General features: G+C 51.7%; 16 protein-coding genes and 1 tRNA gene. 13 read left to right on the top strand and 4 right to left on the bottom strand.

The genetic code is table 11. The annotated features are described in order from the left end of the window. Positions 1-3: 3 nt before the first annotated feature. Together K7P01_RS10235 and K7P01_RS10230 are read right to left on the bottom strand one after the other, a co-directional pair. Complete coding sequence (locus tag K7P01_RS10235) at positions 4-2,262, bottom strand: TonB-dependent receptor (protein WP_267292597.1); 2,259 nt, start codon at positions 2,260-2,262, stop codon at positions 4-6. A gap of 82 nt (positions 2,263-2,344) precedes the next feature. After that, positions 2,345-2,638, bottom strand: coding sequence for a hypothetical protein (locus K7P01_RS10230; RefSeq protein ID WP_267292595.1), 294 nt, complete (start codon positions 2,636-2,638; stop codon positions 2,345-2,347). A 193-nt stretch (positions 2,639-2,831) separates the two neighbouring features. Here K7P01_RS10230 and K7P01_RS10225 point away from each other — a divergent pair. The 9 genes from K7P01_RS10225 (at position 2,832) to K7P01_RS10185 (ending at position 11,213) form a co-directional block, all read left to right on the top strand. After that, a tRNA-Lys gene (locus tag K7P01_RS10225) sits at positions 2,832-2,904 on the top strand. Between the two features lie 175 nt (positions 2,905-3,079). Then, on the top strand, positions 3,080-3,550 hold the full coding sequence (locus K7P01_RS10220; protein WP_267292593.1) for a YHS domain-containing (seleno)protein: 471 nt from the start codon (positions 3,080-3,082) through the stop codon (positions 3,548-3,550). A gap of 33 nt (positions 3,551-3,583) precedes the next feature. Further along, on the top strand, positions 3,584-4,027 hold the full coding sequence (locus tag K7P01_RS10215) for a YHS domain-containing (seleno)protein (RefSeq protein ID WP_267292591.1): 444 nt from the start codon (positions 3,584-3,586) through the stop codon (positions 4,025-4,027). Between the two features lie 33 nt (positions 4,028-4,060). Next, positions 4,061-4,474 (top strand): DoxX family protein, encoded by a 414-nt coding sequence (locus K7P01_RS10210; protein ID WP_267292589.1) that lies wholly within the window; start codon positions 4,061-4,063, stop codon positions 4,472-4,474. Further along, entirely contained in the window at positions 4,467-4,973 is a 507-nt protein-coding gene (locus tag K7P01_RS10205; protein ID WP_267292587.1) for a DinB family protein, read from the top strand. Before K7P01_RS10210 ends, K7P01_RS10205 begins: the two co-directional genes overlap by 8 nt. Continuing rightward, positions 4,961-6,055 (top strand): ATP-grasp domain-containing protein, encoded by a 1,095-nt coding sequence (locus tag K7P01_RS10200; protein ID WP_267292585.1) that lies wholly within the window; start codon positions 4,961-4,963, stop codon positions 6,053-6,055. Before K7P01_RS10205 ends, K7P01_RS10200 begins: the two co-directional genes overlap by 13 nt. Continuing rightward, entirely contained in the window at positions 6,052-6,747 is a 696-nt protein-coding gene (locus K7P01_RS10195) for a hypothetical protein (RefSeq protein ID WP_267292583.1), read from the top strand. The genes K7P01_RS10200 and K7P01_RS10195 overlap by 4 nt, the downstream gene beginning before the upstream one ends. A 155-nt stretch (positions 6,748-6,902) precedes the next feature. Next, positions 6,903-9,659 carry a WG repeat-containing protein gene (locus K7P01_RS10190; protein WP_267292581.1) on the top strand — a complete coding sequence of 919 codons (2,757 nt, stop codon included), beginning with the start codon at positions 6,903-6,905 and terminating at the stop codon, positions 9,657-9,659. 96 nt (positions 9,660-9,755) lie between these two features. Next, positions 9,756-11,213, top strand: a complete 1,458-nt coding sequence (locus K7P01_RS10185; protein WP_267292579.1) for a serine hydrolase domain-containing protein — start codon at positions 9,756-9,758, stop codon at positions 11,211-11,213. A gap of 8 nt (positions 11,214-11,221) precedes the next feature. Here the strand turns inward: K7P01_RS10185 and K7P01_RS10180 are convergent, their stop codons facing one another. Next, the gene (locus K7P01_RS10180) at positions 11,222-11,689 is read right to left on the bottom strand and encodes a hypothetical protein (protein WP_267292577.1); all 468 of its coding nucleotides are present in this window, start codon (positions 11,687-11,689) and stop codon (positions 11,222-11,224) included. A gap of 134 nt (positions 11,690-11,823) precedes the next feature. On the opposite strand from K7P01_RS10180, the gene K7P01_RS10175 reads away from it, so the two are divergent. Both K7P01_RS10175 and K7P01_RS10170 read left to right on the top strand, forming a co-directional pair. Beyond that, positions 11,824-12,228 (top strand): response regulator, encoded by a 405-nt coding sequence (locus K7P01_RS10175; protein ID WP_267292575.1) that lies wholly within the window; start codon positions 11,824-11,826, stop codon positions 12,226-12,228. A gap of 84 nt (positions 12,229-12,312) precedes the next feature. Further along, entirely contained in the window at positions 12,313-14,415 is a 2,103-nt protein-coding gene (locus tag K7P01_RS10170; RefSeq protein ID WP_267292548.1) for a PAS domain-containing sensor histidine kinase, read from the top strand. 9 nt (positions 14,416-14,424) lie between these two features. On the opposite strand, the gene K7P01_RS10165 is transcribed toward K7P01_RS10170, so the two are convergent. Further along, positions 14,425-15,414 (bottom strand): GlxA family transcriptional regulator, encoded by a 990-nt coding sequence (locus K7P01_RS10165; protein ID WP_267292546.1) that lies wholly within the window; start codon positions 15,412-15,414, stop codon positions 14,425-14,427. Between the two features lie 151 nt (positions 15,415-15,565). Between K7P01_RS10165 and K7P01_RS10160 the strand changes: the two genes are divergently transcribed. Further along, positions 15,566-16,318 (top strand): DUF899 domain-containing protein, encoded by a 753-nt coding sequence (locus K7P01_RS10160; RefSeq protein WP_267292544.1) that lies wholly within the window; start codon positions 15,566-15,568, stop codon positions 16,316-16,318. 461 nt (positions 16,319-16,779) lie between these two features. Beyond that, positions 16,780-18,375 (top strand): DUF6377 domain-containing protein, encoded by a 1,596-nt coding sequence (locus K7P01_RS10155; protein ID WP_267292542.1) that lies wholly within the window; start codon positions 16,780-16,782, stop codon positions 18,373-18,375. Positions 18,376-18,484 lie beyond the last annotated feature (109 nt).

Here is an 18,484-nt window from a genome sequence, read left to right as displayed (position 1 = left end):
CAACTACAAGGTCCAACGCACCCCTAAAAATCCCTTTGCCCCCTGCATCGGCGCATAGTTGTACGCCGTATCAAACGTATATCCATTGGGATTATCCACCGCGACATTCTTATCAAACGGATCAAACGGCCGCATCAACGGGTCGCCCGGTTTGTAGTCCAGCAAGTTTTTTACCCCACCATATATTTCCCACCGCGCAGCACCCTTCGTTTCGATCGTGCGCGTCACCTGCAGGTTTAACAAAGCATAGAAAGGCGACATTTCCGGGCGATAGTCGTTAGGCTGCACGGGTAAATGCATAGGCCCATTCGCGCGACCCGTTAAGTCTACACTCCACAAACCATTGGGCAGGGTATAGCTGATGGTGCCCGTGCCCGAGATGCGCGGCGCATGCAGCTGTGGCTGGCGCTCCTCGCGGCCGTTCACACGGTTCTGCTGGTACACATCCATGAACGTAGCGCCCAGCATGATCTTCAGGCTGTTGGTAAAGCTGGCATCAGCGTTTAGCGTAATGCCTTTGGAAACGGCATGCCCGTCGAGGTTGTCATAGATGATAGCGTCGGCATCGGTCAGAAAATCGCCCACGATCTTATTGGAAAAGTATGTATAAAACAGCGAAGCATCGAGCGTCAGGAAGCCGCTGGCAAACGTGACATTGCGGGTATAGTTCAGGTTGCCATTCCACGACTGCTCGGGTTGCAGGGCATGGCGAATGATCACCTGCCGCGAGCCCGTCAGGGCGGCATGGTCTTCCGTAAACAAGTTCACCACGCGGTAGCCGCTACCACCCGTCAGACGAATCACGCTAACATCGTCGGGCGACAGCTTGAAGCTGAGGCGCGGCGTAACAATAGAGCCGTGCACGTTATGATGATCATACCGCAATCCTGCCAGGATGGTAAACTGGCGGCTCAGTTTTATTTCATCTTGCACGAAAATCCCGGGCAGCACGGTGTTAATAGATCGGTTGCTGCCGTCGGTGCGGGTGGTGCCGGGCGTGCTGTCGTCGTAGTAGGTATACCGCAAGGGTATACCCGCCAGCAGGTCGTGCACGCCGGTTATTTTGTTCCAGCGCAGTTGGGTGAAGACTACTTGTTGATCCGCCAGGAACTTCACTGTGCCGTAATAGGAGTCCTGGTGATGATAGTTGTAGGAATAGTCCACGGTAAAGGCTTCGCGACCGGGCAAGGCATGACTGCCAATCAGCTCCCACCGGGTGGTGTAGATCGACTCTCCATAGTATATATCGGTGCCGCGGTGCTGGCGCTCATATTGCAGCTCACCGCCCCACCGGTCTTCGTAAAAGAAACGCCACGCCAGGGATGAATTTTTGCCCGAAGGCGTAGCAAACGACCATTTATTAAACACCGAAATGCGCTGCTGCAGTGTTACGTCGGTAAAGTTGTCGTCGTTTATGTCACGCCGCTCATCATATCGAAAGTGGTTGATGCCGACCAGCGACGTGGCCTTACCTGCCTTAAAGGAAAAAGTAGCATCGGCATTAAGCTCGCCCACGCTGGTGCCAAACACATCCAGCTGTACGCGCGAAGCAGAAGCCGGATCTTTCGTAATGATATTGATCAGGCCACCCACAGCTTCCGAACCATACAGTGTCGAAGCCGGTCCCTTCACTACTTCAATACGGCGCACCATACTGTTGGGGATTCCCGCCAGGCCATAAACCGTCGAGAGACTGCTGACGATCGGCATGCCGTCGATCAGCACCATGGTATACGGCCCTTCCAACCCGTTGATGTGAATGTCGCCTGTATTGCAAACATTACAGTTTAACTGAGGCTGCACGCCGTTAATGATATTGAGCGACTCGAAAATATTGGGCGTAGGGTTCTTCTTAAAGAGTGTAGGTGTATAAACTTCCACCGGAATCGACGACTCCAGCTTCGATACTTCTTTCATGGTACCGGTAATCACCACCTCGTCCAGCGTGCTCATGTCTTCTTCCAGGAATACATCCAGTGTAATCACGGCGCTATTCACATCCACCGGCTGCCGTACGGTCTTAAAACCCACTGCAGACACGACGAGTGTATGCGTGCCATACGGCACATTGGCCAGGGTATAATTGCCTTGATCATCCGTTACCGTGCCACGACCTTTGCCGGGTACTGTTACATGGATCCCCGCCGCACCCTGGGTACCTGTCGTAATGGTACCTTGAATAATACCGATCGATTGTCCCATCAGGCGGCTGCCGCAAAATGCGGTAATAAGCCATACCATCAAGGTATATTTAATTTTCATACGATTAATTTTTAGACTAGTCTAAATTTTGAATTTAACAAGGCTAATCAATAAATCTCAATACGTCAACAAAATAGCATGTTTATTTACCTTTGGGGTGGGTAGAAGGCGCGGGAACGTGCTTTTCGAGCAACTGGGCCACTTCTTTGGCCGTCACCAAACTAAGGGGGGCATGCAGACTCCACGACTGCTCCTGGCCCGCCGGGTCGGTTACGTCAACGCGGGTAATGCGCAGGGGGCAGCCGGTATCCGAACAGGGCACTTCTACCACCTGCCTGATCTGCCACCCCGCCGGAAGCATCTCTTTCACACGTTGGCGAATGCGGGCCGTCAGAATAACCCTCTCTTCCGGACGAATATCAAAACCTCGAAACATAATTATAATAGAATGCTACCAGGAGAACGTGGCCCAAAGCGCCTTGGTTCCGGGCTTTGCCTCCCGTGGCGTTAGCGTCGGCAGAATCTTCAGAAGGCTGGAAGACAAATGAAACCCCCGGGACTGAGCGTACGTATTGTCCTCTCCGCGGAGTTTTAGAAAAAAAGATGTAACATTACGCCTCCAAAAAAATGACTTCGTAGCTCAGTTGGTAGAGCAGCTGACTCTTAATCAGCGGGTCGAGAGTTCGAATCTCTCCGAGGTCACTGAAAATCAGGCATCTACACGAAAGTGAAGATGCCTTTTTTACTTTCCGGCGTGCTTTCAGCGTGCTGAAAGCTTCAACATGGCGTCGTGATAATTTTGTTACACTTCTGCAACGTCTGTGAAATATTGCTTCCGTTTCTTTATCCCACCCAAAACGGAAATCATTTGTAATCCATGAAAAAGATAATCAGCAGTATCATCATTTTCCTTGTCGTGGTAACAGGTCTCCAGGCTCAGAGCCCTGAGATCCGCAAAAAACAATTCAATGTCGAAAAGTCGCGACTCGCGATCGGCGGATACGATCCTGTCGCCTACTTTACCAGCAACAAAGCCATGGAGGGCAAAAAGGAGATCAGCCTGGCATACGAAGGTATTACCTATCGTTTTGCGACCATTAAAAATAAGGATGCTTTCAACGTCAATCCTGCAAAATACGAACCTCAGTATGGTGGCTGGTGTGCTTACGCCATGGGCGCCAAAGGCGAGAAGGTGGAGGTAGATCCGGAGACATTCAAGATCGTCAATGGCAAACTTTACCTATTCTACAACAAGTATTTCAACAATACACTCAAAAGTTGGAACGAAGATGAAACGCATCTCAAAGCTAACGCGGATCAGCATTGGGCAAAGTTTGTCCAGAAATAAAAACAAAAGCTATTCACCCTTAAAAAATAAAGAATGAAAAATTCATGTATCGCTTCAGTGTTGATGCTGCTCATGGCAATAGGGGCAACGGCCCAAAAACAAGAGGTATTTGCTCCGGATGGAAAAGCCATCAACGGTTACGACGCGGTGGCTTTCTTTGAAGAATCTAAAGCTGTAAAGGGTTTTGATAGCCTGACGTATCAATACAAAGATGTACAATGGCTCTTTTCTTCAAAAACAAATCTGGAAACCTTCAAAGCAAATCCAGCGCACTACATACCGCAATACGGAGGCTATTGCGCCTACGGTACCGCCGAAGGACACAAGGCGCCCACGCAAACAGACACCTGGACTATTGTAAATGATAAACTGTACTTCAATTACAATATGAAAGTAAAACAATCCTGGCTAAAGGATCAACCTGCTTTGATCCAGAAAGCAGACCGTCAATGGCCGGTTGTCAAACAGCAGGAATAGCAGCCTGGCGCACAGAGCAATAAGACAATACGTATGATAAACAAGCAAAGCATTATTGTGGCTTGGATCTTCAGGCTGATAGCAGCTGGAATCATGCTGCAAACATTGTTCTTCAAATTTACGGCGGCGCCTGAATCTGTATATATATTTTCTGTACTGGGTATGGAGCCTTGGGGAAGGATTGGAATTGGAGTGTTGGAATTGGTCGCATCGTTGCTTATACTGATTCCGCATACAACCGCATACGGGTCGGTATTGGGGTTGGGTTTAATGGGCGGAGCGTTGTTTTTCCATCTTACCCGCCTGGGAATAGTAGTGCAGGATGATTCAGGTCAGTTATTCATATATGCAGTATTGGTATTCATCAGTTGCCTGACGTTAGCAGTTATTCATAGAATGCAGATCTTTTATTTATTTTACGGAACGAAGTACAAACGCCATGAATGATCAGATCGTCCAACCGACAATCAGGCTGCTTTACCAATTAAAAGAGCTGCTGGAAAGCCTCACCGATGAACAATATTGCAGAAAAGTTGCAGTATTGTCCAACGCTTCTATTGGCCAGCACACCAGGCATATTATTGAGTTTTTTCAGGAGCTGGAAAAAGGATATGAAACCGGCATCGTTAACTACGACGCCAGGACGAGAAACTACACGATAGAGACACAACGCAAATTTGCCATAGGCGAATTAGTGGCGATTGCCGCCTCCGTTGCAAAGGAAAACAGATCGTTAAAACTGGTGGCCGATTTTAGTAGCGAAGACAATAATTTCTACGAAGTGCCTACAAATTATCAGCGAGAGCTGGTGTATAATCTTGAGCATACCATCCATCACATGGCAATTTTAAGGATTGGTGTGAACGTAATGACAGCGATAGAATTGCCCGAAAATTTTGGAGTGGCAATTTCAACGCTAAAATACAGGAGCGTATGCGCACAGTAACGACAGGCACCCGGGAAACTCTTTTTCAGAAATTGTACTGGTTTCTAAAGAAAGTTAAAATTAAGATGACAAACTGGGAGTACTGGCCTGCGTGCCTGGTGTATGGCCCTTTATACATATACTGGTGCTGGCTGAGCATGAAGGCGCGGTCCTTTTTCTTCTTCAGTGCTGCTAATCCAGGTATACAAAATGCCGGGTTTGTTCAGGAAAAGAAAAGTGACATTTATAAATTAATTCCGCAGCAATACTATCCCCGGACAATACTCTGTTTACCCGGCGAACCAGTCTCAAGTCTTATGGAAGAATTGAAAATCAAAGGATTGACGTTTCCAATAATGGCAAAGCCGGACATGGGGCAAAAGGGCATCCAGGTAAAATTATTAAAATCTGAACAAGAATTAGCCGCATACAGTCGCACCAGTCAGGTGGATTTTCTTTTACAAGAGTATATACCGTATGAGCATGAAGTAGGGATCTTCTATTATCGTATTCCTGGCGAAGAAAGAGGCCATATCTCCGGTATTGTAGGCAAAGAGTTTCTGACTGTTACCGGAGATGGCAGATCGAGCATCTTATCGTTACTGAAGCGAAATGATCGTTCCTTGCTACAGCTGTCTGCCCTTAAACATACGCACGGTGACCTTCTCGATGTAATACTGTCCAAGGCTGTATCCTATGTTTTAGTTCCCTATGGCAACCACAGCCGGGGCGCAAAATTCATAGACCTGCGTTATAAGATAACGGAAGAGCTCACCCAGACTATCGATACCCTGTGCCGTCAAATCCCGGGTTTCTATTATGGTCGATTGGATATAAAATTCAATAGCTGGCAGGAAATGTTGAAAGGAGAGAAAATCTCCATTATCGAACTGAACGGCGCAGGGAGCGAGCCGACCCACATGTATGATCCCGCGAATTCTATATTTTATGCCTGGAGAGAAATCTATAAGCATTGGCGCCTGTTATACACGATCAGTATGTTAAATGTGCAGAGAAAGAGACTTTTTCTAATGAAAACCACCGATGGCGTCAAAATGATTAAAGGCCACTACAGGCATTTAAGACAAATGGCAAAAGTATGAGTGAAAGGGTCACGCTGGTGTTCTGGACGTTATCCATCAGTTTTGTTGGGTCACTACCTCCAGGTACGCTGAACCTGAGCGTGGTTAACTATATGTCCCATCACAATCAGATTGGTGCGCTCTATTTCGCTATGGCGGCCATAGCCGTAGAAATGGTTATCGTCGGGATTTGGCTTATTGCGCTGGAGAAGATAGAAAGGTTAAAGCGATTTTATAAGCCGTTCGTCCTGTTTATGTGTTTATTGTTACTGGCAATAATAACATGGACGACACTTGCCTCGGTAAAGACAATGCAACCGGGTGGGGTTGATCTTTCGGTTATCAGCCCTCATCCTGTTATTGTCGGGCTACTGATAAGTATTGCCAATCCTCTTCACCTGCCCTTTTGGATGGGATGGACAGCCGTGCTGAGAGCTAAATCGATCTTGCATGATAATCGTTCTTCCTATACGACCTTCGTTGTTTCTATTGGTATCGGCACGGCGCTGGCTTTTGTGGTATATGGTCTGGCCGGCCATTACGCAACGGGTGTATTGGGTAGGTACCAGGGTCTGCTGAACTGGACCATGAGCATCACCCTGCTCGTAGTGGCGTTGACACAGTTATATAAATCGGTTCTAGGGTGGAAAAAGCAGCACGCCCCCGGGCCGGTTTCGGGGTCCGCCTGTGGGGCCGGCGCAACGCCCGAATAGCCGGTTGTCACGCCGTAAACCATAAACCTCCGCCGGTTCCGTGATTTTCCGGCCCAACCTACAGGACATCCGCGAAAAAATGAGATTTTTGAGGTCTGGTTGTCACCCTATCCCTACCAGCCCGTATTCAGTGTCACTTTTTCTCATTATTCTCTATGCAAAAGAACCTCTACGCCCTTCTGGCACTCTGCTGCCTGGCCGTATTCCTCAGCGCGTGTAACGAATCATCACCCGATGCCGACGCCCGGCTCTTCCCCATCAAAGAAAAGTCCCGCTGGGGTTACATGGATGCCAGTGGCAAGGTCGTTGTGGCACCTGCTTTCGATTATGCGTGGGACTTCGCCGAAGGCCGCGGCCGTATCAAAGACAAAGGTCGATACGGTTATGTTGATATCGATGGCGAAGTAATCATCAAACCCTCCTTCTCCTACGCCGATGATTTTCAAGGCGGCTATGCGCGTGTGAATGTGACGGATACCACGGTAGCCGATGTCACCTTCGACGGCTACAGCCTGAACCGGGGCTGGACGTTTGTCGACCCGGCCGGTGTTGTCTTTGACCAGACCTTCGCGAGTGTAGAATCGTTTAAGGACGGCGTATCCACGGTAAAAGATGACCCGGGGTATGATGCTACACCGCGTTATCTCATGGCACACGACGGTAAGTTGATCCTGCAAGATCGCGTAACCACAGCGGTCTTCGCTTTTAACGACGGCCCGCTCGCACCTGCCTCCGATTCCGAAACAGGTAAACTGGGCATGGTCAACCTCGAAGAGCAGTGGGTAGTAGAACCCTCGTTTGACGAGCTGGCGCCTTACTCCGAAGGATTTGCGTCGGCCAGGAAAAGCAACCAGTACGGCTACATTGACGAGAAAGGAAACTGGGTGTACTCACAAGTGGTGCCGGTAAACGAAAACTTTTCACCCGATTGCCGGCCGTTCAGCAACGGGTTGGCGGCTGTGCAGGTCGCCGAAAACACATACCAATACATTGATAAAACCGGCAAGCCGGCATTCAAAGGCCGTTTCAAGACAGTCAGCAACTTCACGGCAGAAGGATATGCCATCGTCTCCACCGCCGCGGGCACCGGCGTTATCGATAAGACCGGTAATTGGGCACTGAAGCCCAACCTCGACGTTCAGAGTGTTGAAAAGGGAATCGTCCTGTATCGGTCAGGCAAAGGCATGGGCGCCCGCGCCCTGGCCACACAAAAAGATATCGTGCCCGCCGAGTATAGCAGTATTGAGCTTATCGGCTCGCTGCTGCGCCTGCGCAACCTGGGCGCCACCGCCGGCTACATCGACACGCGCGGAGAATTTGTCGTACCGCCGCAGTTTACAACGGCCTGGCCCTTAGCCAAAGGCAAGGCCATTGTGGAAGTGAAGAACGAATTAATCTATATTGACAAGAGCGGCCGCAAGCTGGACGCCGTGCCAGCCAACGAAAGCCCATACTATTACGGCGGTCAGTATACCTATGTTTCCACGGAGGACAACAAATTCAGCTTTCTGAACCAGGACGGTGTGAAGGCTGTTCCCAACGACTACGACTTTGCCACTGACTTTGAAGGAAAAATCGCGCGCGTAAACCAGGGTGCTACTTTCCATGAAGAAAACTATGTATATACCGGCGGTAAGTGGGGCCTGATTGATAGGAAAGGAACGAACCTCGTGCCGGCTACCTATGAGCTTATCATGCCCTATCACAAAGGTACTGCACTGGTAAACATCGGCGGCACGGCGAACTACTCGCTCTGTGAAGGCGAATGTGAAGAAATGGTATACTATACGTGCGAAGGTGGCAAGTGGGGGTTAATAAACGAAGCCGGCGCCGTGGTGATCGAAACAAAATACGATCGCCTCATTCCCTTTGGCGATAACTTCCTGGCCGGACAAGAAGGCCAGTACAGCTTGCTCAATGCCGCCGGTGAGGCGGTAAACGAAGGTCCTTTCTCGATTAGCCTGGAAGAAATGGAAGCCGGGTTTATACCCACCTGGTACACCACTCATTTCACGACCGCCCAACAAAACGACAAGGCAGGCGTATTGAGCACCGCGGGCAAATGGCTGGTGAAGCCCGAATACGACGGGGTGGTATATAAAGATCCGGCAGCCGAAACGCCATTCACCGAAGGGCTCGTCGTCGTACAGTCCGGTGACAAATGGGGCGCGGTAGACGAGGCCGGTACGTTGGTCATCCCCGCCGAGTACGAAGGCTTACGCAACTTCGCGGGCGGCCTCGCGGCGGTCATGAGCAATGGCCGTTGGGGTTTTATAGATAAGGCAAATACCAACGTGATCGAGCCGGCCTACGCGGCCGTGCGCGACTTCCAGGGCGACGTAGCCATTGTACAACGTGAAGAAGCCGCACCTGAATTAGTCATCGATCGCAAAGGCGCTACACGCGTGGAGGCCAATCCATCGATAACCTACAGCTACGAAGGGTTTATCGACGGCCTGTGCGCCATCACCCATGGCGATGCCGCGGGCACATCCACCGTGATGAACAGCCACGGCAAAATTTTAATCTCGAGTGCACTCCTGAACGAAGTTAAAGTCCAACGGGGTGGAATGTTCTATGCCATCCAAAATGACAAGTGGGCGATCGTCAATGATGAAGGTGTAATGATCACCGGCTTCGAGTATAGCTGGATCGAGTCTTATACTGGGCAGGAGCTCATTCGTTGCAACAAAGGCGGCGAAATCTACTACGACGAAATGACCGGTGAGCCCAATGCCTACGGTGGACTGTGGGGTATGATCGACAAAAAAGGCGCCGTTCGTATCCCCTTGAAATTCGCTGCCCTCGAATCGTTCTCAGAAGGTTTAGCCGTGGCGCGTTCAAGCGAGGATCTTGACGAAGTGGGTTATGTAGACCTCACTGGTAAAGTGGTGAGTCCGATTAAAAAATAAGATGGCTCCAGACAAAGTATGCCCATCCCGCCACGCGGGATGGGCATACTTTTTAAAAGCTTTTTTAGTATATTACTAAAAGCTTTTAACCTTCGCATGCCTCGCAACAGCCCCATACTCACATTACGCCTCGCCATCGCCACTGTTGTCGCCCTTTCGTCTACAATCCGGGGACGCGCCGCCGCGTGTGTGCAAACGCAAGACTCTCTCGCAGCCCACATCGACCTGTTGCTGAAGGACCATATGGGTACCAATCGCCCGGGCGCCGTGGTGGGCATCATTCAAAACGGCAAGCTGGTATTTCAAAAAGGCTACGGCATGGCCGACCTGGAAAGGCAAGCACCCAATGGCCCCACGCGTATCTACAAAGCCCCTGCGCTCAGCAAGCAATTTACCGCCGCGGCCATCGTGCACCTGGCACAGCAGAAAAGAATCTCGCTCGACGACCGTCTGCAGAAATATATCCCGGAATTCCCGGCCTACGGAAAGAACATTACCATCAATCATTTGTTATATCATACTTCCGGCATTCGCGACTACCTCGTGCTCATGTGGATCAGTGGCAAGAATCTGGAAGAAACATTCACCAACAAGGAAGTGCTGAAGACCATCCTGCGCCAGGAGGTACTCGACTTTGAACCTGGCCAACGGTGTGTATACAGTCATTCGAATTATGTCTTACTGGCCGAAATACTTGAGCGCGTCACGGGCAGTACGCTGTCACTCTATTCCGCCCGCCATGTGTTCGGCCCGTTGGGCATGCCCGGCAGCGGCTTCGACGAGGAGCCCCGCGTGCTGCGCAACAAGCCCCTGGCGCTAGGCTATAAAAAACCCGGCGCGCGCTACCTGCCGTACAGAGACCGGAAGCAAACCGTGGGCGACCGCGGACTCTATACCATGCTCAGCGACCTGGTCGTGTGGGACCATATCTTCTACGACACATTGTCCGCAGGCCTGGGCCGTGCCTTGCTGCAACGCGGGGCGCTTACCGATGGTACGGCGGTGCCCTATGGTAAAGGCATCATCCGCAGTCACTACCGGGGGCTGCCCGTCCATACCCATCCCGGCACGTTTCTGGGTTACGGCGCCGACATGCTTCGGTTCCCCACCAAACGCACCACCATCATCTGCCTCACCAACACCGATGCGATCGATCCGGAAAAACTGACACAAGACATAGCCGACATCTATATATTTGGCGAACGCCCGACAACAACCGCGCCGGCCAACGCAGTCGATGAGGCCAGCGGCGGCATGACACCGTCTTCGGCAGTCGTGGGGGGCGAAGCCCTGCGCGAGTTTACCGGTACATATTATAGTCGCGAGCAACAGGCCACCTATTCGTTCTTTATAGAAGGCGGGGCACTGTGGTTTGTGGTGGGCACCAATCCGAAAATGAAAGTGGTATTGTGGAAAAAATACGAGCGCATCTCTTTCCCATACTACGGGCAAGAAAACATTACGATCGACTTTCAGCGTAACAGCCTGGGGCGCGTGGACGGATTTATATTATCCGCGCCACGCGCCGCCAATCTGAAGTTTATAAAAGAATAAAGAGAATCTTAGCGGGTCCTGGCAGGACTCAGCCAACCGACGCCCAGCCAGCCTTTGCGGGGCGCAGGCTCTTTCTTACGGGCACCGAGTGCCAGCAGGCGTCCGTTTTCCGGAAAAAGAATGGCAGCATTCTCCGTGCTGACATCAAAAAAGCCGACTTCGTATTTACCGGCCAGTGCCAGGGCTGTGGTGTAAGCGGTTTTGGCGGCCGCTTCCGAAAACGAGACGTAGATGATGTCCTTACCAATATTATAATCCGCCAGGTTGTTGTACATGGCGTACGCAAACGGACCGTTCGCCGCCGGAAAAACCTTTACCATTTCGGATAGCCAACCCCGAAGGGGACGTGATACGTGGGCCAATCCTACGTTGCCGTGGTTTTCCACCCACGTAGTCTGCTCTTCGTACCATTGCATGAACTGTGCCCGGCTCTTCGGCGCGGACTCCTTTGTGAATACCATCAAATCGTAGCTCATAAGTAAAATGAGACAGTAAAAAAGCGCACCAACCCCAAGTCTGCCCGCCGCCCGCTAGGTTTGGGGTAACACTTGAATGACTGTGGACGATTCCCTACCTTTCGGCTTCATGGTGTAATGGATCCAAGGGCGTAATGGACTATAAAATATGCTACCTCATCGACGACGACATCGATGAGCAGGACATTTTCGAAATGGCGTTGACCGAGCTCAATAATGGAGTACAGCTTATTTACGGCAACGACAGCCGTACCGCCGTCAAAAAGCTTAAGCGCGAGAATTTTATACCCGACTATATCTTTATTGATATTAACATGCCCCAACTCAATGGCTGGGAGTGCTTGCAGGAGATTCGTAAAATTCCCCACCTGGCCCACATCCCCATCGCCATATATTCCACTTCCATTCCCCCCGACCATAAAGCCCGCGCGGGCGACGCACATGTCACAGCCTTTATCCGGAAGCAACCCAACATTCCCGACCTCATCGCCGTGCTCCGTGATTTCTTCCATACACACAACCAACCCACACACCTGTAATTCGGCCGGCAAAGCTTTGCATCCACCGGGCTAACGAACCATATTCCGGGCCATGGCATGCTTTTAAATACCGCCTCCGTCAGTATGGAGAAGGATATACGTGCCGGTAATACATCGTTGGATCATACCGGACAAGAACGTTTGCAAGCAGCCCTTACCTTGGCCGGTATTGGTACCTGGGAGCTCGACCTGTCGCGCAGTGTGCTTTCATGGGATGCCCGTTGCCAGGTGTTGTTTGCCTATGATGGCGACACCATTCCCTACGATCGTTTTTTATCGTTGCTTCATGTCGACGATGCCGACGCCATCGACGAGACCCTCCAACGCATGCTGCGCCCCATGCCCAAAGGGCGTTACGAAATGCGCTACCGCGTGCCGCTGCCCGACGAACAAATCCGCTGGATTCAATCCAGAGTAAAAGTATACTTTGACACCGATGGCACCCCACAATACTTGCAAGGAACTGTGCAAGATATTACCCACTTTATACAAGACCACGAAGTCACCGCGCACATCACTCAGCAATACGAAGAGCTCTTTCGCAATGTAACCAACAGCGCGCCCACCGGCCTCTGGCTTTCCGACGCCGCGGGAAAGCTGACCTATGTAAACAAGATCCTGACAGAGTGGACCGGCCTCTCCTATAATGAGTTGCTGGGCGATGGGTGGCTGACTGCGCTGTTGCCTGACGACCGGGACGCTAGTATAAGGGCCTTTCAGAAAGCCGTGGACGCACGAACGCAGTACGATGTACTCTTCCGGTTACGCAACGCCAAGGGCGACGTAGTCTGGTGCCGCGCAGTAGGCAACCCGTATTATCACGACGCCGAGTATGCAGGACATGCAGGCTACTGCATGGACATACACGCGCTGGCGACCGCGTCCAACGAGCTGCGTATCAGCGAAGCCCGCTTTCGCGGATTGATCGAAGGCGCGCCGGTGGCCATGGCCATCCTGGTGGGCCGTGACCTGGTCATCGATCTTTCCAATGATGCTATGATCCGCCTCTGGGGTAAAGGGAAATCCATCGTCGGTAAACGGCTGCGCGATGCGTTGCCCGAGCTGGAAGGGCAACCGTTCTTACAACTGCTCGACGAGGTATATACCACCGGCGTCGCGCATCACTCCAAAGAAGCGCAAGCAAACCTGGTCGTCGACGGCATGTTGCGCACGTTCTATTTTAACTTTACCTACCAGCCCCTGTTCGATACCGCGGGACAGGTATATGCCATACTCGATGTAGCCACCGACGTAACCGAACAGACACAGGCAAAAAAACTCCAGGAGCGTACGGAAGCCGAGCTGCGTGCATTACAATCAGACCTCCAGCAACAAATACAACAACGCACGGAAGAGCTCGCCGTCAGCAACGAAGAGCTGCAAGCAACCAACGAAGAGCTGGCCTCTACCAACGAAGAATTGGAGGAAGCCAACCGCAGCCTGGTACATTCCAACACCGAGCTGGAGCAATATGCCTATGTTGCCAGTCACGACCTGCAAGAGCCGCTGCGCAAGATCCGGATGTTTAGTAGCATGCTGAATACACATGCCGGCCTCTCTGCCGAGAGTCACCGTGTAGTAGCGAAGATCGAGCAGTCGTCCGAGCGTATGTCGCTGCTCATTCAGGGGCTGCTCGACTTTTCACGCCTGCTCAAGTCCGAGTCGCGCATGGTGCCCGTAGACTTGAACAAAATTGTAGCCGACATTATAACCGACTTCGAGCTAACCATTACCGAAAAGCAAGCTGCCATACGGGTAGCGGCGTTGCCCGTCATCGAGGCGGTAAACCTGCAGATGAACCAACTGTTCTACAACCTCATCAGCAACGCATTAAAATTTACCAGCAGCGGTACGACCCCAACAATCGACATCCGCAGTGAGCGCGTCAATCACCAGTCGCTGCAACCCTACATCACCAGCCCGCTGCTGTTTGCCAACTATTACCACATTACCGTAGCCGACAATGGCATTGGCCTGGAGGACAAATACGCCGAACAGATCTTTGAAGTCTTCAAGCGTCTGCATGGCCGCGAAATATACCCTGGCTCGGGCATCGGCCTGGCACTCTGTCGCCGCATTGTTAACAACCACGGCGGCGTGATCTACGTCGAGTCGCACGTAGGCAAGGGAACCACCTTTCACTTGCTGCTGCCCGACCGGAACAACAATCCGCAGTCCCCGGAATAAGAGTCAACATTATACCGCCTGGGCCAGCACAGCGGCCCGGTTGTATTTGCGTTGATACTCCTGCGGCGTGAGGCCGGTAATACGTTTAAAGATCATGCGGAACGTCTTCACGTCGTTATACCCAACGTCATACATCAGCGAACTGATGTCCTGGGAGCTGCGCTCCAGTGCTTTTTTGGCCGACTCGATTTTCACGCGCTGCAAGTACTCGAGCGGTGTATTCTGGGTGGCCTTTTTAAAGCGGCGTATAAAATTGCGCTTGCTCATGTTCGATTGCTCGGCAATCTCTTCCACCGAGATCTGTCGGTGGTAGTTCTCTTCGATGAACATCTGCGCACGGCGTATATCTTCGTCGTCGTGTTTGCGTTGTCCCTGGAACACGGCGAAGTGCGACTGGCTGGTGCGGTCCATGTCGATGGAGAACATCTTGCTCACCATAATGCCCACTTCGCGGCCGCAAAACTTTTCAATGATATACAGCACGAGGTTGAGGGATGAGAAGGCGCCGCCGCTGGTATAAATACCTTCCTGGTCGGTGATCACCATGTCGGAAAGCATTTTCACATCCGGGTAGCGCTCGCGCATATCGTCCAGCGCCATCCAGTGCGACGTGCACGATTTACCGGCAAGTACGCCCGACTCCGCGAGGAAATAGCTGCCGAAGCAGAGACTGGCCACTTCCACACCGCGGTTGTGCATGACCTGGATCCAGTGAACCAGCGCTATGTTCTTTTGCAGGATGGGATCGGGCAAGCCGTTAAAAGCAGGGGCAATGATCAGGTCTGTATGCGTGACCTCTTTCAACGTTTTGCAGCGCACACCAGGCGCGGTGATGAGCAGCGGATTGTTTTCCTTCTTCTCGCAAACCAGCGACACTTCAAAGGCCGGCGGCTTGCCCATAGACTCTAGCATGCGATTGGTGCGCACAAGCATGTCTAGCGTCCCGGTGACACACGATAAAATAGCATCTTCGTAAACCAACAAGGATATCTTCTTCATGGCGTTTTGGGTGGTAGGGGGTTATTCGGGTACTTCACTAACAAAGATAAACGATTTCGCGTGGCACAAAAACCCCGTGAATTCGGCATTTATACGCACCCCATTTTCTTCGATTCAAGCCGAAATTTGAAGTAACGAAAACAAAAAAGCCATGCACATACACCAATCAGAGCCGGAGCCCCGGATCGTATCCCAGGAGCAGTGGCTTGCTGCCCGGCGGAAATACCTCGAAAAAGAAAAAGAGCTGATGCGCCTCCAGGACGAGCTCGCCCGCCAGCGCCGCGCCCTGCCCTGGGTAAAAGTCGATAAGGAATATACCTTCCAGGGTCCCCACGGTAAAGAAACCCTTAGCCAGCTATTCGATGGCCGCAGCCAGCTGATCATTCAGCACTTCATGTTTGGGCCGGGCTGGCCGGAAGGCTGCGTAGGCTGTTCGTTCAAAGCCGACCATGTCGACAGCGCCAACCAACACCTCATGCACCACGACGTCAGCTTCGTGTCGGTGTCACGCGCCACGTTGCCCGAGATAGAAGCCTTCAAAAAACGCATGGGCTGGAAATTCAAGTGGGTGTCGTCATACGAAAACGACTTCAACTTCGACTTCCACGTCTCATTCCCCAAGCACGGAACAAACGACAAAGTATACTATAACTACAAAATGGTACCGTTCGAAAGCGAAGAGCTCCCCGGCACCAGCGTGTTCTATAAAGACGAGCAAGGCACCGTATACCACACCTACTCGTCCTACGGCCGTGGCGACGAATCCCTCGTCGGTGCCTACGCCTACTTAGACATGACTCCCCTGGGCCGCAACGAAAACGGCCCGAACAAAGACCTCACCGACTGGGTCCGCCACCACGACAAATACGAAGCCATGCCTGTACAAAACAGCTGCTGCCACTAGAAACAGCGTGTCAGTGTGAGAGCGAGGAAAAAACAGAATACCTGTATCCGCTCTCGCACTCCACACTCACGCTGTTTCTGGCAGCGTATAGCATGTAAAGTCCAAAGATTCCACATGAACTGCTGCCGCCAATCAAATCCCTCAAAACAAAGTGCACGTCGCACAGCATTGGCCATACTATTCCCATTCGTTCTACTGATTCCCAAATGCCCCGTCTGCATCCTTACCTATATCGCCACCGTTAACGGCCTCTTCTACATCACCCATCATCCAACGCCAAAAGCACCCACGACAGAAATCACCCTTTGCACCACGCACCGCATACCTCCACAAGAGTGAATTAGGCCGGTAGGCACCCGGCTTCGCCGCTTGTCCCTTTGCGCAAAGCTTGCTACCTTGTCTAAACTGCTTCGTTTTACCGGTTGGTGGACCGCAGTGGATCCAGACTCTATCCAATCTTTATGCGGTTTTTCCTGACAGGCTTATGTATCGTTGTGTCCCTGGGCTGTGCCAACGCTGCGCCCGATATTGATAGCCTGTTGCAACAGCTTAACAACACCATCGAAAAGCGCGACGTCTTTTTAAAGGAAAAGCTCGCCCGCATCGAAGGTCATAAACGGCAGCTCGGCAAAGTAGACTCTGTGCGACAGTACACCGTGTACCATGCCATCTACGAAGAGTATAAATCCTTCATCTACGACTCGGCATTCATCTACGCCCGCAAGCTGCAACACCTGGCGCGTTACCTGCGCGACCCGAACAAGATCGCCGCCGCGCGAATTAACCTGGGCTTTATATTAGTTTCCTCCGGGCTGTTCAACGAAGCCCTTGACACCTTGCGTACGTTGCACCCATCCGGCCTCACGGACAGCCTGCGCGCCGCATACTATTTTCTCCGCGCCCGCACCAGCTACGACCTGTCGGATTTCAACCGCGACAACTTCTACAGCGCGCGGTACACGCGGCAAGGCAATGCCTACATCGACTCGGCCATGGCGCTTGTACGCCCGGACCGGCCGTTGTATGGGCTCATGAAAGGACTCAAACATTTGCACCTGCGTGAAATGCCCGAAGCCCGCCAGGCCTTTGAAGCGCTTATAACACAACACAATCTCGCCGACGCCGACTTTGCCGTGGCCGCCAGCACGCTCAGCTTTATTTATTTCTATAGCAATGAGCCCGTCAGGGCCAAAGAGATGTTGATCCGCGCCGCCATTGCCGACATTCGTGCGTCGACAAAAGAAACACTCGCCACGCTCAACCTGGCAGATATGCTGTACAAAGAAGGCGATGTACACGGCGCCTATAAATATGTCAAGATTGCCATGGAAGACGCCAACTACTATGGCGCGCGCCACCGCAAGGTGCAGGTAGCCGCGGTATTCCCCATCATCGAAGGCAAGCAACTCAGCCTGGTAGAATCCCGGCGCCGCATATTGATGTTTTATTCCACCATCATCACCCTGCTGTCGGTCGTCACGATCGGCTTTGCCATCATCATCTATAAACAATTTCAAAAACTGCGGGCCGCGGAAAAGACCATTTCCGATGCCAACCACGTCCTGACCGAAACGAACCACCAGCTGCGCGACGCCAACAAGATCAAAGAAGAGTACGTATGGTATTACTTCACCACCACAGCCGAGTACATCACGCGCCTGGATGCGCTAAAAAAAGCGCTGGAGCTAAAGCTCATGACCAAAAAGCTGGAAGACATGCGTTTTACGATCGAAAGCATCAACGTAAAAAAAGAGCGCGAAGACCTCTACCACAATTTTGATAAAGTCTTCCTGAAACTTTTCCCCGACTTCGTTTCCGCCTTCAACGCGCTCTTTAAAGGAGAAGACCGCATCGTATTAAAGGAGGGACAGTTACTCAATACCGAATTGCGAATCTTCGCACTTATCCGCATGGGCATCCACGACCATGATAAGATCGCTCGTATCCTCGATTACTCCGTCACGACAATCTACACCTACAAAACCCGCCTCCGCAACAAGTCCATCCTACCCAACGAGGAGTTCGACAAGCAGATCATGGCGATCAGGGCCCTATAAAACAGTGTGAGTGTGAGCGGTAGCGAACACACTCACACTGTTTTTCTTCGCTCTCACACTCACACTGATTCCCGCCGGATTCCTTTAAAACATTAAGATTTTTTCCCGC

It is taken from the genome of Parachryseolinea silvisoli, assembly GCF_021190955.1.
Classification (GTDB): Bacteria; Bacteroidota; Bacteroidia; order Cytophagales; family Cyclobacteriaceae; genus Ohtaekwangia; species Ohtaekwangia silvisoli.
The sequence above is the reverse complement of the archived record's forward strand: the minus strand, read 5'-3'. Positions and strand labels throughout refer to the sequence as shown.